General features: G+C 71.4%; 19 protein-coding genes. 6 read left to right on the forward strand and 13 right to left on the reverse strand.

The window, feature by feature from the left end; genetic code table 11:
- Positions 1–225: 225 nt before the first annotated feature.
- Positions 226–2,913 (reverse strand): ATP-binding protein, encoded by a 2,688-nt coding sequence (locus tag ACFWW9_RS03965; protein WP_390371099.1) that lies wholly within the window; start codon positions 2,911–2,913, stop codon positions 226–228.
- A 414-nt stretch (positions 2,914–3,327) separates the two neighbouring features.
- Between ACFWW9_RS03965 and ACFWW9_RS03970 the strand changes: the two genes are divergently transcribed.
- A complete protein-coding gene (locus ACFWW9_RS03970; protein WP_390371222.1) occupies positions 3,328–3,993 on the forward strand; it encodes a transglycosylase family protein in 666 nt (221 codons plus the stop codon).
- A gap of 120 nt (positions 3,994–4,113) precedes the next feature.
- Complete coding sequence (locus tag ACFWW9_RS03975; RefSeq protein WP_390371101.1) at positions 4,114–6,825, forward strand: BTAD domain-containing putative transcriptional regulator; 2,712 nt, start codon at positions 4,114–4,116, stop codon at positions 6,823–6,825.
- Here the strand turns inward: ACFWW9_RS03975 and ACFWW9_RS03980 are convergent.
- The 4 genes from ACFWW9_RS03980 to ACFWW9_RS03995 all read right to left on the reverse strand — a co-directional run bounded on the left by ACFWW9_RS03980 (position 6,812) and on the right by ACFWW9_RS03995 (position 9,930).
- Positions 6,812–7,738 carry a molybdenum cofactor biosynthesis protein MoaE gene (locus ACFWW9_RS03980; RefSeq protein WP_390371102.1) on the reverse strand — a complete coding sequence of 309 codons (927 nt, stop codon included), beginning with the start codon at positions 7,736–7,738 and terminating at the stop codon, positions 6,812–6,814. The two genes, ACFWW9_RS03975 and ACFWW9_RS03980, sit on opposite strands and share 14 nt — an antisense overlap.
- Positions 7,735–8,217, reverse strand: coding sequence for a cyclic pyranopterin monophosphate synthase MoaC (gene moaC / locus ACFWW9_RS03985; RefSeq protein WP_390371104.1), 483 nt, complete (start codon positions 8,215–8,217; stop codon positions 7,735–7,737). The genes ACFWW9_RS03980 and moaC overlap by 4 nt, the downstream gene beginning before the upstream one ends.
- A gap of 16 nt (positions 8,218–8,233) precedes the next feature.
- Positions 8,234–9,625, reverse strand: a complete 1,392-nt coding sequence (locus ACFWW9_RS03990) for an NAD-dependent malic enzyme (protein ID WP_390371106.1) — start codon at positions 9,623–9,625, stop codon at positions 8,234–8,236.
- Positions 9,626–9,744: 119 nt separating this feature from the next.
- On the reverse strand, positions 9,745–9,930 hold the full coding sequence (locus tag ACFWW9_RS03995) for a hypothetical protein (RefSeq protein ID WP_390371107.1): 186 nt from the start codon (positions 9,928–9,930) through the stop codon (positions 9,745–9,747).
- Between the two features lie 73 nt (positions 9,931–10,003).
- Here ACFWW9_RS03995 and ACFWW9_RS04000 point away from each other — a divergent pair, with 73 nt between their 5' ends.
- Positions 10,004–12,259, forward strand: a complete 2,256-nt coding sequence (locus ACFWW9_RS04000) for a helicase-associated domain-containing protein (RefSeq protein ID WP_390371109.1) — start codon at positions 10,004–10,006, stop codon at positions 12,257–12,259.
- Positions 12,260–12,377: 118 nt separating this feature from the next.
- Here ACFWW9_RS04000 and ACFWW9_RS04005 read toward each other — a convergent pair whose 3' ends face one another.
- The 4 genes from ACFWW9_RS04005 to ACFWW9_RS04020 are packed head-to-tail and all read right to left on the reverse strand — an operon-like array spanning position 12,378 to position 17,482.
- On the reverse strand, positions 12,378–12,983 hold the full coding sequence (locus ACFWW9_RS04005; protein ID WP_106185428.1) for an ATP/GTP-binding protein: 606 nt from the start codon (positions 12,981–12,983) through the stop codon (positions 12,378–12,380).
- Positions 12,964–13,740 carry a DUF742 domain-containing protein gene (locus ACFWW9_RS04010; RefSeq protein ID WP_390371111.1) on the reverse strand — a complete coding sequence of 259 codons (777 nt, stop codon included), beginning with the start codon at positions 13,738–13,740 and terminating at the stop codon, positions 12,964–12,966. The genes ACFWW9_RS04005 and ACFWW9_RS04010 overlap by 20 nt, the downstream gene beginning before the upstream one ends.
- Positions 13,741–13,769: 29 nt before the next feature.
- Positions 13,770–14,189 carry a roadblock/LC7 domain-containing protein gene (locus tag ACFWW9_RS04015; RefSeq protein WP_106185427.1) on the reverse strand — a complete coding sequence of 140 codons (420 nt, stop codon included), beginning with the start codon at positions 14,187–14,189 and terminating at the stop codon, positions 13,770–13,772.
- Entirely contained in the window at positions 14,186–17,482 is a 3,297-nt protein-coding gene (locus ACFWW9_RS04020; RefSeq protein ID WP_390371112.1) for a nitrate- and nitrite sensing domain-containing protein, read from the reverse strand. The genes ACFWW9_RS04015 and ACFWW9_RS04020 overlap by 4 nt, the downstream gene beginning before the upstream one ends.
- Positions 17,483–18,002: 520 nt before the next feature.
- Between ACFWW9_RS04020 and ACFWW9_RS04025 the strand changes: the two genes are divergently transcribed.
- On the forward strand, positions 18,003–18,992 hold the full coding sequence (locus ACFWW9_RS04025) for an ABC transporter substrate-binding protein (protein ID WP_390371114.1): 990 nt from the start codon (positions 18,003–18,005) through the stop codon (positions 18,990–18,992).
- 194 nt (positions 18,993–19,186) lie between these two features.
- Here ACFWW9_RS04025 and ACFWW9_RS04030 read toward each other — a convergent pair whose 3' ends face one another.
- The 3 genes from ACFWW9_RS04030 to ACFWW9_RS04040 all read right to left on the reverse strand — a co-directional run bounded on the left by ACFWW9_RS04030 (position 19,187) and on the right by ACFWW9_RS04040 (position 22,384).
- Complete coding sequence (locus ACFWW9_RS04030; RefSeq protein WP_390371115.1) at positions 19,187–19,972, reverse strand: hypothetical protein; 786 nt, start codon at positions 19,970–19,972, stop codon at positions 19,187–19,189.
- Positions 19,973–20,050: 78 nt separating this feature from the next.
- A complete protein-coding gene (locus ACFWW9_RS04035; protein WP_390371117.1) occupies positions 20,051–20,551 on the reverse strand; it encodes a hypothetical protein in 501 nt (166 codons plus the stop codon).
- Between the two features lie 114 nt (positions 20,552–20,665).
- Positions 20,666–22,384, reverse strand: coding sequence for a hypothetical protein (locus tag ACFWW9_RS04040; protein WP_390371119.1), 1,719 nt, complete (start codon positions 22,382–22,384; stop codon positions 20,666–20,668).
- 197 nt (positions 22,385–22,581) lie between these two features.
- Here ACFWW9_RS04040 and ACFWW9_RS04045 point away from each other — a divergent pair, with 197 nt between their 5' ends.
- Together ACFWW9_RS04045 and ACFWW9_RS04050 are read left to right on the forward strand one after the other, a co-directional pair.
- Entirely contained in the window at positions 22,582–24,243 is a 1,662-nt protein-coding gene (locus tag ACFWW9_RS04045; protein WP_390371121.1) for a DNA repair helicase XPB, read from the forward strand.
- Positions 24,244–24,295: 52 nt separating this feature from the next.
- Positions 24,296–25,231: an o-succinylbenzoate synthase gene (locus ACFWW9_RS04050; RefSeq protein ID WP_390371224.1), complete on the forward strand. Its 936-nt coding sequence runs from the start codon at positions 24,296–24,298 to the stop codon at positions 25,229–25,231.
- Here the strand turns inward: ACFWW9_RS04050 and ACFWW9_RS04055 are convergent.
- Positions 25,215–25,712, reverse strand: a complete 498-nt coding sequence (locus ACFWW9_RS04055) for a GNAT family N-acetyltransferase (protein ID WP_390371123.1) — start codon at positions 25,710–25,712, stop codon at positions 25,215–25,217. The genes ACFWW9_RS04050 and ACFWW9_RS04055 overlap by 17 nt on opposite strands.
- Positions 25,713–25,735 lie beyond the last annotated feature (23 nt).

The raw sequence follows: 25,735 nt of genomic DNA on the forward strand, positions 1-25,735 counted from the left end.
GCGTGCTGTGGCCGATTTTACTTGGGTCCCCTCATTTTGACCTTGATCGGGCCAAAAGGCAGTGCCCCAAAGCCCTGCCCGATCTCCAATTTTAAGGCCAAAATCCCCAAGTAAAATCGGCCACGTTCCGTGGCCTGCGCCTGCCGGTTCCAGCGGGGTCACCAGTCCGCCGCTGGACCGTTGGGGGTCTCCAGTCGGTTGCTCGGACTGTGTGGGCCGTGTGGTTCAGGTGTTGCTGGCTGTGGGTTCTGGGGTGCCTAGGGCCTGGAAGATCGTTGTTGCTGTTTGCTGACACTCCATTGCGGACTGGGTGTCATTGGTTGCTTGGTGGATCTTGGCCAGGCAGGTCAGCGCGTGGGCTTCGCCGATTCGTCTTCCTGTCGTGCGGCTCAGGGTGAGGGCTTCTTCTCCTACCTGTCTTGCCTCTGCCAGGGTGCCGCGCGCGAGGTGGATTTCGGCCTTCTCCGTCAGTACTCGGGTGCGGCGGACGTGGAGTTGGCCTGTGGTGGCTGCGTCTTCCGCTGACCTCGCGTGGGTGAGGGCCTGGTCGAGGTCGCCCAGTAGGCGGTGGGTGGTGGCGAGGCCCAGGTGGGCGTCCACTTGGCCTCTGCGGTAGCCGGTGGAGGTGCTGGTGGCCAGGGCTGTTTGGTGGTGGTGCAGTGATTGCTCCAGGTCGCCCAGTCCACGGTGGACTCGGCCCAGGGTGTTCCTGGAGTCGACCTCGCCCTTGCTGTCCGCCGCTTGGACAGCCAGGTCCATTCCTTGTATTGCGCGCGCGAGGGCGGCGGTGGGTCTGCCCAGGTCCAGTTCGACGTTGGCCATGCTGTCGATGCCGCCCGCGCGGAACACGAGGCCGACGCTGACCGTCTCGTGCAGGGCCAGTGCTGCCGCGAGGTGCTTCTCGGCTTGGGGCAGGTCGCCCATCAAGTAGTAGGTGTCGCCGATGTGGGCGGTCGAGAAGGCGATGCCGAAGGCCAGGTCGTGGTCTTCCGAGATCCTCAGCACTTCCCGGACGTGGTCCATGCTGCGGTCGAGCGGGCCCAGGTCCAGGTGGACGCCTGCCAGGTTGAACAGCGTCGGTGCGCGTTGGACCGGTGGCTCGTCCTGTTTGAGGGTCAGCGATTCGCGGAGTTGGGCTGCGGCCGCGTCCAGTTTGCCCAGGTCCCAGTGGACGATCGCGGAGTTGGACAGCACCGCGCTCACGTCCAGGGCGGTGCCGAACCGGCGGGCCAGGGTCAGGGCTCTCGTGAACTCGTCCACGGCCGGGGAGAGGCGGCCGCCGCGCCAGTGGGCCAGGGCCAGGCCGCGGCGGGCGACGAACTCGCCGTAGGTGTTCGGTTCGGCGGCCGCGAGGGCCGCGTCCAAAGCGGTGAGCCAGTCGGAGAGGTGGCCGTGGAAGTAGAAGTAGCCGCGGGCCAGGTCGGTGAGGAGCCAGGCGACTTCCGGTCGGTCGAAGCGGGACGCGCGGACCGCCGTGGCCACGAGGGTGGCGCGTTCGGTGTCGAACCACGCCAGCGCGTCCTCCGGTTCGGCGACCACCGGGATGTCCGCGGGCACGGTGGCGCGGTGGAACTCCGGGTTGAGCGCACGGCCCGCCGCCAAGGTCGCACCCAAGAGGTGGTCGAGCAGGCCGCCGAGCGGGTCGGGTTCCGGCATGCCCGCGGCGTAGAGGCGGAGCAGGTCGTGCAGGAGGTAGCGGCCGTGTCCCGACTGCTGGACGAGGCTCGCGCCGACCAGCACGTCGAGCAGCGGTGCGGCGTCCGTGCCGAGGACCGCGCACGCCGTCGCCAGGCCGAAGTCCGGGCCTGGCACGTGGCCCAGGCGGCGGAACAGGCGTTGGGCGTCCGGCGGCAGGGCGCGGTAGGAGAGGTCGAACGCGCGGCGCACGGCCACGTCGCCGTCGACCGACAGGGCGGCCAGGCGGTCGGTGTCGCGGAGTTCGGCGGCGTAGTCGACCACGTCGTCGGCGTAGCGGCCCGCGAGGTTCGCGCCCGCGATGCGCAGCGCGAGGGGCAGGCACCCGCACAGCGCCACCAGCTCGTCGACGGCGGCGGGAACCTCGGCGGCCAGCTCCTCGCCGAGCATCCCGCCCAGCAGGTCGCGGGCGTCCTCGGCGGCCAGCTCGCCGAGTTCGACCTGGTGGGCGCCCGGCACCGCGGCGAGGTCGTGCCTGCTGGTGACCAGCGCGACGCACCCCGGCGCGGTGGGGAGCAGCGGGCGCAGGACCTCCTCGGTCGCGTTGTCCAGCAGCACGAGGACGCGTTTGCCCTCCAACGCGGCCCGGTAGGCCTCGACCTGGTCGTCCAGCCGGACCGGGATCGCGTCCGGCGGGGTGCCCAGCGCGCGCAGGAACCGCGACAGCACGCGTTCGGGCGCGACCGGCTCGCCCGGCGCGTACGCGCGCAGGTCGCCGTAGAGGGACCCGTCGGGGAACCGGGAGCGCAGCCGGTGGGCCGTGTGCACGGCCAGCGCGGTCTTGCCGATGCCCGGCGGGCCGGACAGCACGAGCAGCGGGGCGGTCGCGCGGGTGAGTTCGGCCACCTGCTCCTGCCTGCCGACGAAGTCCGGCAGGTCCGACGGCAGCTGGCGCGGGCCGGGCGGACGGGCCTCGGCGAGCGCGTCGACGTCCGCGCGGGACACCCGCAGCCGGTAGCCGCTCGGCTCGGTGGTGATCAGATCCGGCGCGTCGAGGAGGCCGCGCAGGCGCGCGACGATCGCCTGCACGGCGCGGCGCGGGTTCGACGGCGGTCCGTCCGGCCACATCCGCTCGATCAGCTCGGCCATCGGGACCGGGTCTCCCGCGGCCGTCGCGAGGGCCGTGACGAACGCCGTCTGCCGGTCGCCGACGATCGGGATCCGGCGACCGTCGACGACGATCTCGGTCCCTCCGACGATCTTCACCTCGACGCTCACGGCATGATCGTAAGCACGTCTCGACTGGGTCGCAGGTCTTGCCCGAGTGGAGCAGCGCTGTGGGACACGCCTCACCCTGGGTGATCCATCTCGATTGATCTCGGAACGGAAACGACCGGATAACGGCCCTCCCATCTGCGGAAATAGCGCGATATCACCCCCCTTCCCGATGTTAGGGTGACGTGAGTCACACATCGAATCGTTTGGGGATCCGCCGCCGGTTACGTACGGTCGCTAATCGACTGCCCCCGAAGCAGTCACGAGCACTACCGGGAGACCGAGCACCGAGCCCTGTCCAGCGGTCCCCCGGCACACAACCCCGAGCGAGAAATCCCGCCGGACAGGGGCTGAGGAACGCACCGGGCCCGAACCCCGAGTTCCCCGTGCAGGTGCTGGTGGACCGTGAGGAAAATGATTTCTAACCGAGGCAAGCACCGCCAGCTGTCCAGTACCGCTCGCAGCATCGCCAAGGTGGCAGTGGCAGGCATCATCGTCGGTGCGCCGCTCAGCATCGCCGCAGGACAAGCCCAAGCCCAGGGCAGCGTGAACTGGGACGCCGTCGCGCAGTGCGAGAGCGGCGGCAACTGGGGGATCGCCACCGGCAACGGCTACGAGGGCGGTCTCCAGTTCTCGCCGAGCACGTGGGCCGCCAACGGCGGTTCCGGTTCGGCCGCCAACGCCTCGCGTGAAGAGCAGATCCGCGTGGCCGAGAACGTCCTCCAGTCGCAGGGCATCACCGCGTGGCCGGTGTGCGGCCCGAAGGGCCTCGGTGGCGGCGGCAGCGCCCCCGTCGCGGCGGCCCCGGCGCCCGCCCAGAAGCAGGCGACCCCGGCCCCGTCCCAGCAGCGGGCCGCTCAGGCGCCCGTGCGCCAGGCGCAGCCGGCCCCCGCGCCGGTCCTGCTCCAACTGCCGACGAACAACCCCGACGGCGGGTACGAGGTCAAGCCGGGCGACAGCCTGTCGAAGATCGCCGACGAGCAGAAGGTCGAGGGCGGCTGGCAGAAGCTGGCCGAGCTCAACAAGAACTTCATCCCCTCGCCGGACCTGATCACGCCGGGTCTGAAGATCGCCATCAAGTAAGACCTGCCCGACCTCGGTCGGGTGACGGACCAGGAAGCCCCCGAACCGCTATCCCCCCAGCGGCTCGGGGGCTCCTGCCGTCGGCGGGCAGTGGATCTTCGCGGCGTAGATGATGAAGTCATGAAGTTCCGCCTGCTCGGCCCGCTCGAGGTGGTGCACGGCGGCAGGCCGCTGTCCATCCGGGCGGCCCGGCAGCGCGCGGTGCTGGCGGCGCTGCTGGTGGACGCCAACCGGGTCGTGCCGCTGGAGGTGCTGGTCGCCCGCGTCTGGGACGACGACCCGCCCAGTCGCACCGCGCTGCACAACCTCGTCATGCGCCTGCGCCACGCGCTCGGCCCGGACGTGATCGAGACCCGCGCCGAGGGCTACCTGGTCGAGGCCTCCGACGAGGACCTCGACGTGCGGCTGTTCGACGACCTGGTCCGGCGGGCCAGGACCGCCGATCCGCGCCAGGCCTCGGCGCTGCTGACCGAGGCGTTGGCGCTGTGGCGCGGCGAACCACTGGCCGACGTGCCGTCCGAGGTGCTGCACCGCGAGGTGGTCCCCGGTCTGGTCGAACGGCGGCTGGCCGCCGTGGAGCTGCGGATCGAGGCCGACCTGGCGCTCGGCGGGCACTCCGACCTGGTGCCCGAGCTGCGGGAGCTGACCGACCGCCACCCGCTGCGCGAGCACTTCTGGCACCAGCGGATGCGGGCCCTGCACCTGGCCGGTCGCCAGGCGGAGGCGCTCGACTGCTTCCGGCAGGTCCGCGAGGTCCTGCGGGACGAGCTGGGCGTCGACCCCGGCCCGGAGCTGCGGGCCCTGCACCAGCGGATCCTGGTGGGCGAGCACCGGCGGCCGACGACGACCCCCGTCCCCCGCCAGCTCCCCACCCGCACCCCGCACTTCGTCGGCCGCGCCACCGAACTGCGCCACCTCGGCCGCCTGCTGGACGTGGCGGCCGAGACCGTGGTGATCTCGGCGGTGAACGGCTCCGCGGGCATCGGCAAGACGACCCTGGCCGTGCACTGGGCCCACCAGGCCGCGGACCGCTTCCCCGACGGGCAGCTCTACGTGGACCTGCGCGGGTTCGACGCCGACAACGCGCCGACTCCCCCGAGCCACGCCGTCCGCGGGTTCCTCACCGCGCTGGACGTGCCGTCGGAACGCGTGCCCGCCACCCTGGACTCCCAGACCGCGCTCTACCGCAGCCTGCTCGCCGACCGCCGGGTGCTCGTCCTGCTGGACAACGCCCGCGACGCCGACCAGGTCCGCCCGCTGCTCCCGGCCAGCCCGACGTGCCTGGTGCTGATCACCAGCCGCAACCAGCTCACCGGGCTCGTGGCCCGCGAAGGGGCTCGGCCGATCCCGCTCGACCTGCTGGACGAGGCCGACGCGCTCGCGCTGCTGCGCGGGCACCTCGGCGCGCGCCGGGTCGACGCGGACCCGGAGGCGGCCGCGGAACTGGTCGAGCACTGCGCGGGCGTGCCGCTCGCGGTGGCGCTGATGGCCGCGCGGGCGGCGGTGAACGCCCGGTTGAGCCTGCGCGACCTCGCCGACGACCTGCGGGACGAGCACACCCGCCTCGACACCCTGGACGACGACGACCCGGCCAACGGCGTCCGCGCGGTCTTCTCCTACTCCTACCGCCAGGTGAGCCCCGGAGCCGCGCGGCTGTTCCGCCTGCTGGGCTCCCACCCCGGACCGGACGTGTCGGTCGCCGCGGCCGCGAGCCTCGCGGGCGTGCCGATCACCGAGGCGAACGGGCTGGTCGACGAGCTGGCCGCGGCCCACCTGCTGCACGCGCCCACGCCCGGCCGCTTCGCCCTGCACGACCTGCTGCGCGCGTACGCGGTCGAGCAGCCGGACGACGGCCGTCGGGACGCGGTGCGCCGCCTGCTCGACCACTACCGGTACGCGGCGGCGGAGGCGAACCGGTTGGTGCACGTCGCCCGTTCCCCGGTCGACCTCGACGCCCCCGGCCCGGACGTCCACCGGGAGTCGTTCGCCGGGATCGAGGCGGCGGCCCGCTGGTGGGACGCCGAGCACCGGGTGCTGGTGGCGGCGGTCTCCCTCGCGGCGAAGCAGGGGTTCGACCGGCACGCCTGGCAGATCGCGTGGGCCATCGCCGTCGACCTCGACCGCGGCGGCCACTGGGTGGAGTGGATCGACACGCAGTCCACCGCGCTCGCCGCCGCGGAACGGCTGGGCGACCTCCGGCCGCAGGAACGCGCGCACGCGGCGCTCGGCCACGCCCACGGCAGGTTGCGGGACCTCGAGTCCGCGCGGAAGCACTTCACCCACGCGCTAGCGCTCGGCGAGTCGCTCGGCGACCCGCGCACCCAGGCGGGCGCGCACAACAACCTGGGGTGGATGGCCGAGCAGGACGGCCGGTTCGACGTCGCGCTCGACCACGCGCTGCGCTCGTTGGCGCTCTACGAGGAGGTCGGCGACCGGAGCGCGCAGGGCCGGGCCCACGGCGCGGCGGGGTGGGACTACGCGCGGCTCGGCGAACTCGACCTGGCGCTGGTGCACGCCGAGGCGGCGCGCGAGGTGTTCCGCGACCTGGAGGAACCCCGGTACCTGGCGGCCGCGCTGGACACCATCGGGTTCGCGCACCTCGGCGCGGGCCGGTACGACCTGGCCGTCGAGCACCTGCGGGAGGCCGCCGCGCTCGCCGTCGGCGACCGGCTCCACGAGTCCACGATCCTCACCCACCTCGGCGACGCGCTGGCCGCCTCCGGGGACCCCTCGGCCGCCCGCGATGTGTGGCGGAAGGCGTTGGGGCACCTGGAAGAGCTGGGGATCACCGACGAGGCGGAGGACCTGCGGGCGAAGCTCAGGGGCAGTTGACCCACTCGTCGGTGCCGTCGGTGAAGACCTGGCGCTTCCACACCGGCAGCCGTCGCTTCACCTCGTCCACCAGTTCCGAGCACACCGCGAACGCCTCCTTGCGGTGCTCGGCGGCGACCGCGACGGCCAGCGCCACGTCGCCGATGGCCAGTGGGCCGACCCGGTGCGACACGGCGAGGGCTCGGACGCCCGAGTAGCGGGTGGCGATGTCCGCCGCGACCTCGGCGACGATGTCGGCCGCGCTGGGGTGGCCGACGTACTCCAGTTCGCGGACGGACCGGCCGCCGTCGTGGTCGCGGACGACGCCCGCGAACGTGACGACCGCGCCCGCGCCCGCGTCCTCGACCAGGGCGGCGTGCTCCTCGACCGACAGCGGGAACTCGCTGACGGTCGCGCGCAGCACCGCGGCGGGTCCGGTGTGGAGGTTCGCGTGGGCGTGCACGTGGTCGCCGCCGCGGAGCTGGTCGACGGCGTGGTCGAGGACCAGGCCGAGGATCTCCAGGCCGTCGCGGACGCCGCCGGTGGAGCCGGGCAGGTTGACCACGAGCGTGCGGCCCGCCACCCCGGCGAGACCGCGGGACAGCACGGCCGTGGGGATGGTCGGCCAGCCGGACTGGCGGATGGCGTCCGCGAGGCCCGGCACCTCGTAGTCGAGGACCTCGCGCGTCGCCTCGGGGGTGCGGTCGGTGGGGTTGATGCCGGTGCCGCCGGTCGTGACGACGACGTTCACCTCGGCCGCCACGGCCTGCCGCAGGGCGTCCGCCACCGGCTCGCCGTCCGGGACGACGAGCGCGTCGGGCACCTCGAAACCCTTGCCGCGCAACCACTCGACGATGATCGGACCACCGCGGTCCTCGTACACGCCCGAGGCGGCGCGGTTGGACGCGGTGATGACGCGAGCCGTGGTGCTCATCTGCCCTCCGGGCGGATCCAGGTACCGGACTTGCCGCCGTCCTTGCGCTCGACGCGGACGGCGTCGATGGACGCGCACGGGTCGACGGCCTTCACCATGTCGTGCAGGGTGAGCCCGGCGACGGAGACGGCGGTCAACGCCTCCATCTCCACGCCGGTCCGGTCGGTCGTGCGGACGATCGCGGAGATGCGGATCTCCGCGTCGCCCAGCACGAACTCGACCTTCACGCTCGACAGCGCGAGCGGGTGGCACAACGGCACCAGTTCCGACGTGCGCTTCGCCGCCATGATGCCCGCGATGCGGGCCGTGGCGAGCGCGTCGCCCTTCGGCAGGTCGTCGTCGGCGAGCAGTGCCACGACCTCGGCCGTCGTGTGCACCACCCCGGTCGCCACCGCCGTCCGGGTGGTGACCTCCTTGCCGGAGACGTCGACCATGCGCGCCGCGCCGCTGGAATCGAGGTGGGTGAACTGCTTGGTCATGCCACTGACCTTATTCCTAGACCTTCGCGGCGGCCGCTTCCTTCCGGACCGCTTCCGCGACGGCGCCCGCGACCGTGGCGTCGAAGACGCTCGGCACGATGAACGACGCGTTCAGCTGGGTCTCCGCGACGACGTCGGCGATGGCGTTGGCGGCGGCCAGCAGCATCGCGTCGGTGATCGTCCTGGCGTGCGCGTCGAGCAGGCCGCGGAACACGCCGGGGAACGCCAGCACGTTGTTGATCTGGTTCGGGAAGTCGCTGCGCCCGGTGGCCACGACGGCGGCGTGCTTCTGCGCCTCCATCGGGTCGATCTCGGGGTCCGGGTTGGCCAGCGCGAACACGATGGCGTCGGAGTTCATCGTCGCGACCTGCTCGGCGCCGAACAGGTTCGGGGCCGAGACGCCGATGAACACGTCCGCCTCGACGAGCGCGTCGTGCAGACGGCCCTTCACGTTCTTCTTGTTCGTGCGCTCCGCGATGGACTTGAGGTTGACGTCCATGTTCTCGCGGTCGCGGTGCACGATGCCGTCGACGTCCACGGCGATCACGTCGCCGGGCGTCTGCTGGAGCAGCAGGCGGATGATGGCCGACCCGGCCGCACCCGCGCCGCAGACGACGATCTTGCAGTTCTTGATGTCCTTGTCCACCACGCGCAGGGCGTTGCGCAGCGCGGCGACGACCACGATCGCGGTGCCGTGCTGGTCGTCGTGGAACACCGGGATGTCCAGGAGGTCGCGCAGCCGGGCCTCGATCTCGAAGCAGCGCGGCGCGGCGATGTCCTCCAGGTTGATGCCGCCGTAGACCGGCGCGAGGATCTGCACCGTGCGGATGATCTCCTCGGTGTCCTGCGTGTCGAGGCAGATCGGCCACGCGTCGACGCCCGCGAACTTCTTGAACAGCGCGGCCTTGCCCTCCATCACGGGCAGCGCGGCGGCCGGGCCGATGTTGCCCAGGCCGAGCACGGCGGACCCGTCGGTGACGACGGCCACGGTGTTGCGCTTGATGGTCAGGCGGCGCGCGTCCTCGGGGTTCTCCGCGATCGCCTGGCACACGCGGGCGACGCCTGGCGTGTAGGCGCGGGAGAGGTCGTCGCGGTTGCGCAGCGGCACCTTGGACGTGACCTCGATCTTGCCGCCGAGGTGCACGAGGAACGTGCGGTCCGACACCTTGCGGACGACGATGCCGGGCAGCGTCTCCAGGGTGTCGGTGATGTCCTTCGCGTGGTTCGCCGAGAGGGCGTTGCACGTGAGGTCGATGACGACGCGGTCGCCGTGCGACTCCACGACGTCGAACGCGGTGATCACACCGCCCGCTCGCCCAACCGCGCTGGTCAGGTCGCCCGCGGCGCTGGCCGACGGCGGTGCCTCCAGTCGAACGGTGATCGAGTAACCAGGGCCGGGGACCGGCATCGTTCCTCCCACATCAGTACTGCCCACGCGGGAGTCGAGGGTAGTCGCCCGGCAATAACGGAACTCGCGCGACTCGGCGTTGGGGCCGCCACTCGGGTGAACGGCGGCCCCCGCCGGGACTACCTGTTGATCTCGGTCACCGGGTGCCGGTACGGCAGCTCGTCGGCCGCCAGCGGGAAGGGCATGTGCCCGAAGGGCGACTGCGCGCCCTGGCTGTCGCTGGCGAGTTCGCTGACCACGTGCTCGCCCTCGGGCACGACGGGCCAGTGCGGGTCGATGCGCTCAGGGCGTGCGGCCTTCGCCACGGTGTCCTCCTCGGTGATGCCTACGTCGGGACAAGTGTGCCCGATCGACCCCCGCACATATACCGTGGTGCAGATGTCCGGCACCACTCTGGCCGACTGGCTGCGCGCACAGGACGACACCGTGCTCGTGGCGCTGCTGCGCGCCCGGCCGGACCTGGCGACCCCCGTCCCCGCCGACACGGCCGTCCTCGCGGCGCGGATCGCGACCCGCGCGTCGGTGTCGCGGGCGTGCGAGGACCTGGACACCTTCACGCTGACCGTCCTGGAAGCGCTGCTCGTGCTGGACGCCGACCTGCGGCCGGTCCCGTTGCCCTCGCTGGCGAAGCTGTTCGGCAAGGAGGTCAAGGCGAAGCCGCTGAAGCAGGCGGTCGCCGCCCTGCGCGCCCGAGCCCTGCTGTGGGGGCCGGACGACGCCCTCTCCACGCCGCCCGCGAGCCGCGACGCCGTGGCCGCGTTCCCCGGCGGTCTCGGCCGCTCGGTGCCGGAGCTGGCGGACGCCGACCTGTCCGACCTCGGCGAGGACGAGCGCCGGGTGCTGCGGACGCTGGCCGACGGCCCGCCGATCGGCCAGACCAAGGACGCCGCGCTCGTCGTGCCCCTGGCGCAGGCCAGGACGCCGATCCAGAAGCTGCTCGCCAGGGGCCTGCTGCTGCGCCGCGACGGCAAGACCGTGGAACTGCCGCGCGAGGTGGGCCTCCTCGTGCGCGGCGACCGGCCGCTCGGGTCGGTCCAGGTGACCGAGCCGTCGTTGCGGACGATCGCGCTGGACGCGTCCGTCGTGGACGAGACGGGCGGCGGTGAGGCCCTGGAGCTGTTGCGGCACACCGAATCCCTCGTCAACGCCTGGTCGGAGGACCCGCCGTCGGTGCTGCGCACCGGCGGTCTCGGCGTGCGGGACATGCGCCGCGTCGCCAAGGACCTGGAGGTCGACGAGACCCGAGCGTCGCTGCTGATCGAGGTCGCCGTGTCGGCCGGGCTGATCGCCGACAGCGAGGGCACCGAGCCCGAGTGGGTGCCGACCGCGCTGGCCGACAGCTGGCTGACCGCGACCCCCGAGGTCCGCTGGTCGACGCTGGCGCAGGCGTGGCTCGAACTCCCCCGCCTGCCCGGCCTCATCGGGCAGCGCGACGAGAAGGAACGGCTGCTGAACCCGTTGTCCGCGGAGCTGAACCGCCCCGCGGCCCCGCGCGACCGCCGCCGCATCCTGGAGGCGCTCGCCGGACTCGCCCCCGGCACGACCGTGGCCGACGCGGGCGAGCTGGCGACCGTGCTGGCGTGGCGCGCGCCCCGCCGCGGCGGCAGGCTGCGCGACGACCTCGTGCGCTGGACGATGGCCGAGGGCACCGCGCTGGCCGTGCTGTCCCGAGGGGCCATCACCAGCGCGGGCCGGGTGCTGCTCACCGAGGGCCCGGCGCTGGCGTCCAAGCAGCTGACGGACTCGCTGCCCGCGCCGGTCGACCACTTCCTGGTGCAGGCCGACCTGACCGTGATCGCGCCGGGCCGGTTGGAGCCGGAACTGGCCGACGACCTGGCGCTGGTGGCCGACGTCGAGTCGGCGGGCGGCGCGACCGTCTACCGGGTCGGCGACAACTCGGTGCGGCGCGCGTTCGACGCGGGCAAGACAGCCTCCGACCTGCACGAGCTGTTCCGCAAGGGCTCGCGCACGCCGATCCCCCAGTCGTTGACCTACCTGATCGACGACGCGGCCCGCAAGCACGGCAGGCTGCGCGGCGGCGCGGCGGGCTCGTTCCTGCGCTGCGACGACCCGGTGCTGCTCACCGAGGTCCTCGCCCACCCCGCGGCGGACGCGCTGGAGCTGCGCAAGATCGCCCCGACCGTCCTGGTGAGCCCGCTGGCCCTGTCCGACGTCCTGGACGGCCTGCGCGCGGCCGGGTTCGCCCCCGCGGCCGAGGGCCCGGACGGGCGCGTGCTGGACCTGCGGGTCAGCGGCCGCCGCATCCCCGGCAAGGCCCGCACGGCCCGGCGAGCGGTCCACGTGCCGACGCCGAGCGAGGACCAGCTCGTGGAACTGGTCCGGCTGGTCAAGGCTGGCGACCGGGCCCGGTCGACCCAGCGCGGCGAGCGCGTGACCGTGCCCGCCAACCACGGCAACGGCCCGTCGGCCACGCTCGACCTGCTCCAGCGGGCGGCGAGGGACGGCCGGAGCGTGCTGGTCGACCTCGTCGACTCGCACGGCACGGCCGCGACGCGGGTCATCAAGCCGCAGGTCGTCGGCGGCGGCGTGCTGGAGGGCTACGACCTCAGCTACGGCGAGGTCCGCCGCTTCCCGCTGCACCGCATCACGTCGGCGGCGCTCGTCGAGGACTGATCCTCGCTCGGCGTCCGAACGGTGGAGAAGCGGCGTTCACCGCGTACGCCAAAAGCCCGGTGCGGCCTCCCACCACGAGTGGGAGGCCGCACCAGGCGTTGGTCTTGCAGCGTTGGAATCAGCCCGCGCGGACGGACATCCACTGGCGCATGGCGTGCTCGACCAGCGTGATCAACGTCTGCTTGGTCGACTGCCGGTTGCGCGCGTCACAAGTCACTATCGGCACGGACTGGTCGATCGTCAGCGCCTCCCGCACGTCTTCGATGCGGTGGTGCAGCAACCCGTCGAAGCAGTTCACGCCGACGACGTACGGCAGCTGCCGGTCGTCGAAGAAGTCGATCGACGCGAACGCGTCGGCCAACCTCCTGGTGTCGACCAGGACGATGGCGCCGATGGCGCCACGGACCAGGTCGTCCCACATGAACCAGAACCGGTGCTGACCCGGCGTACCGAACAGGTACAGGATCAGGTCGCTGTCCAGGGAGACGCGGCCGAAGTCCATCGCGACGGTGGTGGTGACCTTGTTCGGCGTTGCCGACAGGTCGTCCACACCCGCGCTGGCTTCGGTCATCACCGCCTCGGTGGTCAACGGCACGATCTCGGACACCGAGCCGACGAAGGTCGTCTTGCCCACGCCGAAGCCGCCCGCGACCACGATCTTCGCGGAGGTCGTCGGCTTCCGTGCGCCCTCGGCGCCCTGGGGACTAGAGCCTGCGAAGCCCACTGAGCACCCTCTCAAGGAAGTCAATGGAAGGTCGGTCTCCCACGACCAGACCACCCTGGTGAATCAAAACCAAACCCATGCTCGCCATGTCACCGATCAGCACCCGCACGACGCCCAAGGGGAGTCGGAGGTGTGCGGCGACTTCGGCGACGGACCGGGTGTCCGTGCAAATCCCGCAAATCGACCGGTGTTCCGGAAGCACTGCCGCGTCTCGTTCCAGCCCGCGATCACTGGTGGACACCAGTGCCTCGATGGCCAGATCGTAGTCGGGTCTGGTGCGGCCACCGGTCCGGGTGTACGGACGGACCAGCGAACCCGATTCGGCCGCCGGGTTCTCCTCCCGGCGCACGATCGGCTGCTGGCCGGTCGTGTACGGGAGTTGTTCCGGAACGCTGTCCGGCAGGTTGTGGGCACCGAAGAGATCCGCGCCCGGCCCGCCGAACAGACCACTTCCGTACCCGTCGATGTCGAAACGGTTCGGCACGTCGTCGTAGTCGTACGACGAATCGTCAACCTCACGCTGAGACATGTCGTCTAGCCCCTGCCCTGTGCCATCGATCTCCGCGCTCTCGCGTTTCGGTCGCCCGCGTTTCCGCCGGACCACCGGTTTGACGCTGGGCACTGCTTCGTCGGTTTCCTCATCCGGCGCGGGGTCGGCGGCGTCCGGATCCGAGAACTGGAATCCCCCGACCGCCCACTCCTGGTAGTTGAAGTTGCTACCGAAGCGACGTCCGTGGGCGCCCGATCTCTCAGCCATCTCCGCTCACCCCCACGCTCTCATGAGGTCTACCGCCTTACCACGCCCTGGAGCTGAGCGCGCAGCTCCGGGGTGAGTTGCTGTCCGACTCGTTCGACCAACAAGGTCATCTCGTAGGCCACGAGACCGATGTCGCAGTTGGGCGCGGCGAGAACGGCGAGGCACGAACCGTCGCTGATGGACATCAGGAACAGGTAACCCCGTTCCATCTCGACCACGGTCTGGTTCACGCCACCGGCCTCGAAGCAGCGAGCCGCGCCAGCGGTGAGGCTGACCAGACCGGATGCCACCGCCGAAAGCTGTTCGGCCCGATCCCGCGGCAGGCCCTGCGAGCCGGCGAGCAGAAGCCCGTCCGCCGACACGACTACGGCGTGCGCAACGCCGGGTACCCGGCGCACGAAGTCGGTGATTAGCCAACCAAAGCTGCCTGGCTGAGCTGCGGTCGTCACTCCTGCTCCTCGTCTTGCCGGCTCGACTGGTCACCAGCGTAAGCGTCGATCAACGCGTGTCGCCCTCGTCGGACGCCCTGCTGAAGACTCGACATCCGTCCACGGATCGCGTCAGGCGACCGTGGTGGCAGCGGGGGCCGCTGCGATTGCCCCGCCGAAGGAATCTTCGGCGCGGCTGACCCTGGCACAAGCTGAGCCTTGGGCACCCGCTTGGGCAACCCCGCTTGTGTCTTGGCGTCTGGCGTCTTGCTGAGCAGAGCCTGGGCAGCCGACCAACCTTCGTCGGCCGGGGACTGCCAGGCGCTTTCGGCGGTCGGTTCCGCCTGCATCTGTGGGGCCTCCTGCTCCTCTACCTGCTCGACCTCGACCTCGGCCACCGGCTCCGGTTCCAGGACGGGTGCGGCTTCAGGCCTCGGAGCCCGCTTCGGGAGACCCGATGCGGACAAACCGTCAAGCCTTGAGGGTACGGAAACCTCGGTGGTGGTGGGAGCCACAGCCGGAACGGGTTTCGGCTTGCGGGTCGGGAGCGCCACTTCCTCGCGGTCCGACAGGGGGGGTTCGGACTCCGGCTCCGGCGTCCGGACCAGTTCGGTCTTCTCCACGGCGGGCACGGCTTGCGCCTTGGCCGCCGAGGTCTCGCTGCCGACCGCCTGGAACCACTGCGACAGGACCGCCTCGTAGATCGGCAGCCGCTCGGTCGGGGCGTCCAGGTCGTGGTCGGCCTCCTTGCGCGCGGGCGTGTTGCCGTTGCGCCGCTCCGGCTCGGGCTCCGCGACCGCGGCGCGGGGCACCACGGGCTCGAAGCGGGTCGTCTCGTAGCCCGCCTGGATGGGCGCGGAGGCGTCCTCGTGGCGGTCCTCGTACGCGGTGAACAGGGTCTGCTCGCCGGTGGAGGGGCCGGGGTCGTGCGCGTTGGCGTGCTCCGGCCAGACCTTCTCCGGCTGCGCCTGGTCGCCGCCCGACATCGGCAGCCACACGTTGGAGTCGTCGTCGGCCCGCGTGACGCCGAACGCGGGGACCGCGTTGGGCTCGGGGACGGACTCGCCCCGCACGAAGCTGACGGGCATGTTCAGGTCCGGCTGCGCGAAGCTGCCGGTCGGGCTGAACTCCTGCGACGGGAAGTCGCCGGTGAGGCTGCCCGACGAGTGGTACCCGGTGTCGCCCGCCCCGCCCTGCGACGGGAAGCCGCCGGTCTGGGAGGGGAAGCCGCCGCCCTGCGACGGGAAGCCCTCGTCACCGCGCGGGGAGCCGCTGAAGGCCCCCGCGATGCCGCTGGCCCGCTGAGCCGGGTTGAAGTCCGTGAGGGACTCCGTCGGGCCGCCCATGGGGGCCGCCTGGCCGGGCTGCTGGACGAGCGTGCCGGGGACGACGACGAGCGCCGTGGTGCCGCCCTCGATGTCCTCGTTGACCCGCAGCCGGACCTTGATGTCGTGCCGCTTGGCCAGCCGGGCGACCACGTACAGGCCCATCCGGCGGGACACCGCGACGTCGACGTCCGGCGGGTCCGCCAGTCGCTCGTTCGCGTCGATGATGTCCTGCTCGGCCATGCCCACGCCGCGGTCCTGGATCTCGATCGCCAGCTCGCCCTTGCGGGTGCGGGCGGTACGGACCGTGACCTTCGTCACCGGGTCGGAGAACGCAGTGGCGTTGTCCAGCAGCTCGGCGATGAGGTGCACGAGGTCGTTGACCGCGCGGCCCTGCACCGTGAGCTCCGGGGTCTGGCCGACCTGGACCCTGGCGTACTGCTCGACCTCGGACACCGCCGCGCCCAGCACCTCGGCCGCGGGAACGGGCCGGGTGAGGCGGCGCGAGAGGTCCGTGCCCGAGAGGACCAGGAGGTTCTCCGAGTTGCGGCGCATGCGGGTCGCGAGGTGGTCGAGCTCGAACAGGCTGGCGAGCTGGTCCGGGTCCTGCTCGTCCTGCTCCAGCCGGTCGATCAGGTTGAGCTGGCGTTCGACCAGCGCCTGGGACCGGCGGGACAGGTTGACGAACATCGCGTTGACGTTGTCGCGCAGCAGGGCCTGCTGGGCCGCCAGGCGGACCGCCTCGCCGTGCACCGCGTCGAACGCCCGCGCCACCTGGCCGACCTCTTCCCGCGTGGTGATCGGCACCGGCGCGATGGCGTTCTGCGCCGCGAGCTGCGGGTTCGGGTCGGCGAGGATCTTCTCGACCGCCTCCGGCAGACCGTGGTCCGCCACCGCGAGGGCCGTGCGGCGCAGGACGCGCAGCGGGTTGAGGATCGAGCGGGCGACGAACAGGGCCATGGCCAGCGCGAGCAGCAGCGCGGCGAGCACGAGGCCCGAGTCGCGGAACGCGTCGGCGCGGGCCGAGCCGGTCAGCTCGTCCGTGCGGTTCTGGAGCTGTTCGAGGAGCAGGTTCTCCACGTCGCGGGTCAGGTTGACCGTCAGCGTGGACGCGATGTCCCACTTCTCCGGGCGCAGCGTGGCGAGGCTCTGGTTGGCCGCCGCCAGGTTCAGCGCGGACTCCTGCATGTCGTTCGCCGTGTCGACGATCAGACCCGTGACGGTGTCGTCGTAGATCTTCGCCTGGTCCGGCGATGCGGACTTGCGGAAGTCGTTCCGGGCGGCCTCGAGCTCGGCGTTGGCCGCCAGCAGCACGCGCTGCTGGCTCGCGGGGAAGTCCCCGCGCTGGAACACGTCGAGCATGATGCCGCGCTTGCGGGACTCCTGCTCCTTGATGCGCGCGATCGCGTTGGTCGCGAGGTGCAACCGCACCAGCTCGGGGTCGTTGATGCCCGCGATGGCCTGCTCGCCGAGGTCGAGGAGGCTCTCCACGGACTCGGAGTAGGTGCGCAGGACGGCGTCCGAGGGGTACGCGGTGTCGCGCACGGCGTTTCGGAGGCTGTTGAGGCGCTTGAGCTGCTCGGCGGCGCGGCGGAAGCGGTCGGCCACTTCCGGGTCCAGGTCGCCGCTGAGTTCGGTGATCTTGGTCTGCAGAGCGTCGGAGGTGTCGTTCACCCGGCGCAGCTGGCGGTCGAGCACGACGCGGTCGACCTGCTTGCCCGAGGCCACGTGGCTCGCGCTCAGGTCGCGTTCGCGCTGGAGCTGCTGCACCAGGTCGGCGACGGAGCTCTCGAGCTGGACCTCGTTCGCCAGCTGGTTGAACTCCGTCGCGCTCTGCAGGTCCGTCTGCACCCGGAGGCCACCGAGCGCGAGCGCCGCGATGGTCGGGATGAGCAGGACGGCGAACAGCTTGGTCCGGAGGCGCCAGTTGCGCAGCCGAAAGCTCGACGTACGAGCGCTCTGCGCATCTGTTGCGCTGTTCTGCGGCACGTCGGTTTTTCCAGATCCCGTCGACTCGGTCACAGTTGCATCACTCGGCGCAGCCAGTCCGTCACCCGTATCGGGCCTATCGGAGCGGGGTGCGGTCCCCGCGCCGGACTGGCTGGGACCTCTCTCTCGTCGGGCCACCCTGGGCTTCCTCTTCCGGCAGCAGTGTCCCCGGCCTCTCCCCCGGACCGAAGTATGGACTCGCAAAATCGGGCCAAAAAGCAGTACGGGAACCCAGCGCCGACCAAGCGCTCCATTCTGCTCCACGAACCGGATGGTCCGCCAGAGAACCTGTACCACTCGGCCGGGAGCGTAATGGTCTGCCCCTACTTGATGGAAGCCTCTAGGAGCACGCACCGTATCGAGTTGGGCTGTCGCTTCATACGTCCGGGTGGTTAACATCCCCGAACGTCGATACCTAGCTGCCTCTGCGCCACCTTCCAGGGTGACCCGACGGACAGTATGGCGTGTGTCGACGAACACTGATCAACTCGACTTCCCGAGTCACCAGGCGAGAGGTGCCATGCCTACCCGAGCGCATGTACTGCGACGCGCGGCAGCGCTGGTCGCGTGTGCCCTGACCGTCGTCTCCACGACCGCGGGGTGCAGCCTGCTGCCCGGCGGCGGCGACAGCGGAGCCACCGACATCGAGCGCAACACGCTCCGGATCGGCGTCATGCCGGTCGTGGACGTCGCCCCGCTCCGCATCGCGATCAACGACAAGCTGTTCGAAAAAGCCGGTCTCCAGGTGCAGCTCGTGCCCCAGACCAGCGAGGACGAGGGCATCAAGCAGCTCGACACCACGCTGGACATCACCTGGGCGAGCCACGTGACCCTGTTCCGCAAGGTCGCGGAGGGCACGCAGCTCCAGCTCCAGGGCGAGGCGTACCAGGCGGGCGCGAACTCGATGGCGCTGGTCACCACGGACCCGAACTACGACGGCCCGGCGAAGATCGCCTCGCCGCGGATCGCGGTCAACAACAACAACGACATCGGCGAGCTGACCACCAAGGCCGTGCTCGACACCGCGGGCATCGAGAAGGACCGGATCACCTTCAAGGAGATCCCGTTCGACCAGATGGTGCAGGCGATGCAGTCGAAGACCGTCGACGGCGCGTGGATGACGGAGCCCTTCATCACGAAGGCCCAGAAGGACATCGGCGCCCGGATCGTGACCGACACGGCGATCGGCCCGACCAAGGACTTCCCGATGTCGGGGTACGCCGCGAGCAAGAAGTTCGCCGACGGGAACCCCAAGACGCTGGCCCTGTTCCGGTCGGTCCTGCGCGAGGCGCAGCAGACCGCGTCGAACAACAAGCTGAGCGTCCAGGACGTCCTGAGCAGCTACGTAGACGTCGACCAGCAGACCGCGGCGCTGGTCTCGGTCGGCACCTTCCCGCTGTCGCTCAACCCGATCCGCCTCCAGCGGGTCGCGGACATGATGGACACCGAGAACGTGCTGCCGGGCAGGCTCGACGTGCAGCAGCTGCTGCCACCGGGTACCACCAGCTGACAGCTGGAGACGGGGCGGTCACCGGTGGTGACCGCCCCGTTCCCGTTCCTCCCGCACACGTCAACCGCGGTCCCCGGAACGGCCTACCGCGGACACCGCCCGATCAGCGGTACCGGGCTCCACTTCCGTGGTTCCGTCCCTGGCGAACTGGCCGCCGGAACCCCCAGTGGTCTAGCCCACTGGCAGCACCGGCGTCACGGTTCCACGCGGCAGATCGTGGTCGCGGGCTGCGAGTAGACGAGCTCGTTGCCGTCCGACCCGCACGCGGCCTTGTCGACGCTGCCGGTCACGATCTTCGACACCTTGTAGCTGGCGTCCGCGCCGCAGGTCACCTTGGTGGTCTTGCCCGAGACGAAGTTGCCCTCGGTCTTGAAGCAGTCGCCCTCGGCGGCGTTGAGCATCAGGCAGAGCGTGAACCCGCTGCTGCGACGACCGGACTCCGAGTACGACCCGTAGTCGCCCTCGGGGCACTTGTCCGACGCGCTGTCGAGGTTCACCGCGACCTTGTACGCCGCGTTCTGCGCGCCGCAGTCGACCTTCTCGATCTTCGGGTCGACGATGCTGGCCGACACGATGTTGATGCAGTCGCCGGGGTTCGCGCTGGCAGGCGAGCTCTTGTTGAGGAAGTAGCCGCCGACGATCGCGCCCACGACGACCAGCAGCGTGACGACCAGCTTGACCTTGCCGCCGCCCTTCTTGGCGGGTGGCATCGGGGGCATCGGCTGGCCGGGCTGCCCGAACGCGGGCTGCTGGCCGTACGGCGGCTGCTGCCCGAATCCGGGCTGTTGGGGCGGTGCCCAGCCCTGCGGGATCGGCTGCTGCTGGCCCCACGCCTGCTGCGGAGCGGGCTGCCCGTAGGGCTGAGGCTGCTGTGGCGCGCCGTACGGCGCCTGCTGGGGTGGTGCGCCGTACGGCGGCGGGACCGCGCCCTGGGGTGGGCCGTACGGCCCCGCGGGCGTCGGGTGGTCGGGCGTGGTCACGGGTGGTCCTCTCGCATCACGGGAGGCCGAAACGTAGCCGGCGGCGTCGGGCCGCGCAGCGAAGTGACCACATCGTTGTCAGCCGGCGCTGTCCTCGAGGCAGAAGGTCACCGCGGGTTCCGGGTAGGCCACCGCGCGCTGCTCACCGCAGGCCGCCCCGCCGCCCAGCACCTTCACGACCTTGACGGCCTTGGCGGTGCCGCAGGGCACCTTCGCCAGCCCGGCCGCCCGGCTCTCGCCGTAGCAGGAGCCCTCGACGAGGTTCGGCATCAGGCACAGGGTGTTCGTGGAGGTGAACGTCGAGTAGGCGGCCCCGCCGGTCGGGCACGGCGCCCACGCCTGGTCCAGGACCTTCGCGACCTTGACGTTCGCCTGGTCGGAACCGCAGTCCGCTGGCGTGAAGCGCGGCTCGTTCACCACGCGGGACACGGTGGCGCACTGGCCGACGGTCACCTTCGGCGGCCCGCCCGCGGCGGCTCGGGGTTGCTCGCTGTCGAAGAAGCCGAGGGTGTAGGCCCCGACGAGGAGCAGGGCGACCACGCCGAGGACGGTGAGGATCTTGCGCATGGTGCAGGACATCGACACCGGCGCACCGCACGTTGACGGTATTCACCGAAAAGTGGCAAAAAGAAGTCCCCGAAGTCCCACCATGCAAGCGTCAACGCTCACATGGTGGGACGAATCGGGCCTTGATCAGCTCTCTGCGGGAGCGAAGCAGTACGTCAGCTTCGGCTCCGGGTACGACTCCCCGGCACCGTCCGGGCACGCTCCCGTGTCGTCGGAACCGTTGATGACCTTGACGACCTTGAGGGTGTCGAGGCCCTTGCACTCGCCCTTGAGGTAGTTCTCGCCCTGGTCGTCGAGCTTGTAGCAGGACCCCTCGGTCAGGTTGGGCAGCAGGCACAGCCGGAAGCCCGTAGGGGGCTTGCCGTCGACCGGGTACTGCTGGTAAAAGCCCGCGTCGGGGCACAGGTCGGTGTCGTTGCCGATCACCTTGCCGACCTTGAGCAGCGCCTTGTCGTCCTTGCAGTCGACCGTCTGGACCTTGTCGGAGTCCTTGAGCGACGGCGCCGAGAGGCTCACGCAGTCACCCGCGGACGCGTCTTTTGGGTCGCTGCCGCCCAGCGTCGTGATGGCGTAGACGATGGCGAGGACCACGACGACGGCCACCGCGACGATCGCGATGAGCCTGCCCTTGCCGCGGGCCGGGCCCTCGTCGTCCTCCTCGTCCTCCGCCTTGGGCTTGCGGTAGAGGACGTTGCCCGAGTCGCCCGCGGCGGGCTGCGGGGGCACTGGGGCCTCCTCCTGGGCCGCCGGGGCGATCGGGGCGGCGGGGGCCTCGACGGGCTCCTCGGCCTTGGGGGCCTCGACGGCCACCGGGGTCACGACGGGCTCCTCGACCTTGGCGGGCTCGGCCTTGGCGGCCTCGACCTCGGCCTTGGCGGGCTCGGTCTTCTCGGGCTCGTCCGACAGCAGGGCGGGCTCGGCGGGCACGTCGACCGGCTTGCCCGGCTCCTCGGCCGTCGCGGGCGCGACCTCGGTGGGGTTCGCCTCGGCCGACTCGGCCTTCGCCTTCTCCTCCGCGGCCACGGCGGCCTCGTCGCGGCCGTCCTCGCGGTCCTCCACGACCTCGGGCTCCGCCTTGGTGAGGTCGACGCCCGCGGGCTCGTCCGCGACGGCGGACACGGGCTCGACGGGCGCCTGGACCGGGACGGGCTCGGTGACCGGCTCGGACGCCTTGAGGTCGGCGGGCGTGATCACCGGGATGGCCTCGGTCACCGGCTCGGTGTCCACCGGGGTCTGCGGGGCGGCGGGCTCACCGGTGGGCGTGAGCACCGGCAACGCCTCCGTCACCGGCTCGGCGTCGACGGGTTCCGCCACCGGCAGGTCCTGGGTCACGGCCTCGGACGCCGTGGGCTGGGCAGGCTCGGCGGGCGCGGCCACCGGGATGGCCTCGGTCACCGGCTCCGACACCACCGCGGCGGCGGGTGCGGCCTTCTTCGCGGCCGCGGTCCGGCGGACGGGCTTCTTGACCACGGGCACGGGCGCGGTCTCCGCCTCGGACGCCGTCGGCTCGGCGGCCACCGGGGCGTCGGCAGCGGGCTTGACCGGGGCCTTCCTCGTCCTCGGGGCCCGCTTGGCGACGGGCTTGACCGGGGTTTCGGCGGTCTCCGCGGGTTGGTCCGCCGCGGGGTCCGCCGCGGGGTCCGCCGCGGGGTCGACGGCGGGCTTGGCCGCCGTCTTGCGCGGCCGCGGCGCGCGCTTCGCGGCCGGCTTGGCCGGAGCGGCGGCGGGCGCCTCGTCCGACGCGGGCGCTGGTGTCGCGGCGGCTTCAGGGGCGGCTTCCGAAACCGCGGGCGCGGTCTTCGGCGCGTCGTCGGCCTTGGGGTCGGGAGTCGACTCGTTGCTCATGATCACCTTTGCTGGAGGTCCCGTGGGTGTCCGGACCTAGCAGAACGTAGGCACCCGATTGCGGATTTCCGAGAGTTTTACCAAACCGTCGCCAAGTGCACAGCGTCGCCTCAGCGGCACGGCGAGCCACGGGACTGCCCGCGACTTGCGCGTTGTTGTGACAATGGAAGAACGCCAACCGACAGGAGCCGGCACCCGTGACCGACGGCCCGTTGATCGTCCAGTCAGACAAGACCTTGCTGCTGGAGGTCGACCACCCGCTCGCTGACGAGGCGCGCACCTCCATCGCCCCGTTCGCGGAACTCGAACGCGCTCCCGAGCACGTGCACACCTACCGGGTCACCCCACTCGCGTTGTGGAACGCCCGCGCCGCCGGACACGACGCGGAACAGGTCGTCGACGCGCTGGTGCGGTTCTCGCGCTACCCCGTGCCGCAGCCGCTGCTCGTCGACGTCGTCGACACGATGAGCCGGTTCGGCAGGTTGCAACTGGCCAACAACCCCGTGCACGGTCTGGTGTTGAGCACTGTGGACCGAGCGGTCCTCGAAGAGGTGCTGCGGCACAAGAAGATCGCACCGATGCTGGGCGACCGCATCGACCAGGACACCATAGCGGTGCACCCGAGCGAGCGCGGCAGGCTCAAGCAGATGCTGCTCAAGATCGGCTGGCCCGCCGAGGACCTGGCCGGGTACGTCGACGGCGAGGCCCACCCGATCGCGCTGGCCGAGGACGGCTGGAAGCTCCGCGACTACCAGCGGCACGCCGCGCAGGCGTTCTGGGCGGGCGGCTCCGGCGTCGTCGTGCTTCCTTGCGGCGCGGGCAAAACGCTGGTCGGCGCGGCCGCCATGGCGGAGGCGCAGGCGACCACGCTGATCCTCGTGACGAACACCGTCGCGGGCAGGCAGTGGAAGCGCGAGCTGATCGCGCGGACGTCGTTGACCGAGGAGGAGATCGGCGAGTACTCGGGCGAGCGCAAGGAGATCCGCCCGGTCACGATCGCGACCTACCAGGTGATCACCCGCAAGTCGAAGGGCGAGTACAAGCACCTGGAGCTGTTCGACTCGCGCGACTGGGGCCTGATCGTCTACGACGAGGTGCACCTGCTGCCCGCCCCGGTCTTCCGGATGACGGCCGACCTCCAGTCGCGGCGCAGGCTCGGCCTGACGGCGACGCTGGTGCGCGAGGACGGCCAGGAGGGCGACGTGTTCTCGCTCATCGGGCCGAAGCGCTTCGACGTGCCGTGGCGCGACATCGAGGCGCAGGGCTGGATCGCCCCGGCCGAGTGCACCGAGGTGCGCGTGACCCTGACCGACAACGAGCGGCTGCTGTACGCGACGGCCGAACCGGAGGAGCGGTACAAGCTCTGCTCCACGGCGCACACCAAGATGCCGGTCGTGCAGGCCATCCTGGACAAGCACCCGGACGAGCCGACGCTGGTCATCGGCGCGTACCTCGACCAGCTCGACGACCTCGGGGCGGCGTTGAACGCGCCGGTCATCCAGGGGTCCACGAAGAACAAGGAGCGCGAGGTCCTGTTCGACGCGTTCCGCAAGGGCGAGATCCGCGTGCTCGTGGTGTCGAAGGTCGCGAACTTCTCCATCGACCTGCCGGAGGCCTCGGTGGCGGTGCAGGTGTCGGGGACGTTCGGGTCGCGGCAGGAGGAGGCGCAGCGGCTCGGCAGGTTGTTGCGCCCCAAGGGTGACGGCCGCCAGGCGCACTTCTACTCGGTGGTCTCGCGGGACACTTTGGACACCGACTACGCGGCGCACCGCCAGCGCTTCCTCGCGGAGCAGGGCTACGCGTACAAGATCGTCGACGCCGACGACCTGCTCGGCCCGAAGCTGCCCGAGATCGGCTGACGAGGCGTCCACGCCGCCGCTTTGGTTGGATGGCGGCGTGGACGTCTCCTCGATCCGGGTGTACGCGATCCCGATGCGCAACCGCTTCCGGGGCATCACCGTGCGCGAAGGCGTGCTGGTCGAGGGGCCCTCGGGCTGGGGCGAGTTCTGCCCGTTCCTGGACTACTCCGACGCCGAGTGCGTGCCGTGGCTGGAGTGCGCGGAGGAGGCGGCGGGCCTCGGCTGGCCCGCCCCGCTGCGCGCGACGATCCCGGTCAACTGCACCGTGCCGGTGGTGTCCGCCGCTCAGGCTTTCGAGATCGTGGCGGCCTCCGGGTGCACGACCGCGAAGGTGAAGGTCGCCGATCCGGGCGCCCCGCTGTCGTCGGACCTGGAGCGGGTCGCCGCCGTCCGCGACGCGCTGGGACCGGGCGGCAAGGTCAGGGTGGACGCGAACATGGCGTGGGACGTCGACACCGCGGTCAAGGCCATCGTCGCGTTGGACCGCGCCGCGGGCGGCCTGGAGTACGTCGAACAGCCGTGCCGCACGATCGAGGAACTGGCCGCGGTCCGGCGTCGGGTGTCGGTCCCGATCGCCGCCGACGAGTCCATCCGCCGCGCCGAGGACCCGCTGAAGGTCGCGGTGGCGGGCGCGGCCGACATCGCCGTGATCAAGGTCGCCCCCCTGGGCGGCGTCCGCCGTGCCCTGAAGGTCGCCGAGGCCTCCGGCCTCCCGTGCGTCATCTCCTCCGCCGTCGAGACCTCCGTCGGCCTGGCGGCGGGCCTGGCCCTCGCCGCGGCCCTCCCGACGCTGGACCACGCCTGCGGCCTGGCGACGCTGTCCCTCATGACCGGCGACGTGTCCACGGCTTCCCTGCGCGCGGTGGACGGCCACCTCCCCGTCCCCCCACGCGCCCCGGTGCCGGACCTCTACGACCGCTACGCCGCCGACGAACCCACCACGGCCCGCTGGCTGGACCGCCTGGCCCGCGTCACCGCCCTGCGCTGACCCACCGCACCTCCCCGTCGACCACCACGCCGGTTCTCACCAACCCCACCCGCTTGGCCACCGCGGCCGACGCGTGGTGCTCGGGGTGCACGTACGCCGCCACTTCCCGAATCCCGTTGCGCCACAACCACTCCACCATCCCGAGCGCGGCCTCCCCCGCGTACCCGCGCCCTTGAAACCCGGTCCCCACCACCCAAGCCACGTCCGCGGTCTCCCCCACCACGGTCGCCTGCACCGTCCCCACAACCCGCCCCTGACACCGCGCGACCCAGTTCAACCACCCCTGGGCAACCCCCGCGACCTGCCGCCGATACCGCTCCCGAAGCACCTCGACCGACGGCGGCCCACCCCCGATGAACCCGTACAACCCCACGTCCCCGAGCACCCCGACCATCTCCTCGGCGTGCTCGACCCGCAACGGCTCCAGCCCGAGCCGGTCGGTGGTGATCGGCTCGGGCTGGAGGAACGCGGGTGAGGTCATCGGCCCACGGTAGGAACGTTCGA

The sequence above is a fragment of the Umezawaea sp. NPDC059074 genome (assembly GCF_042738955.1).
Classification (GTDB): Bacteria; Actinomycetota; Actinomycetes; order Mycobacteriales; family Pseudonocardiaceae; genus Umezawaea.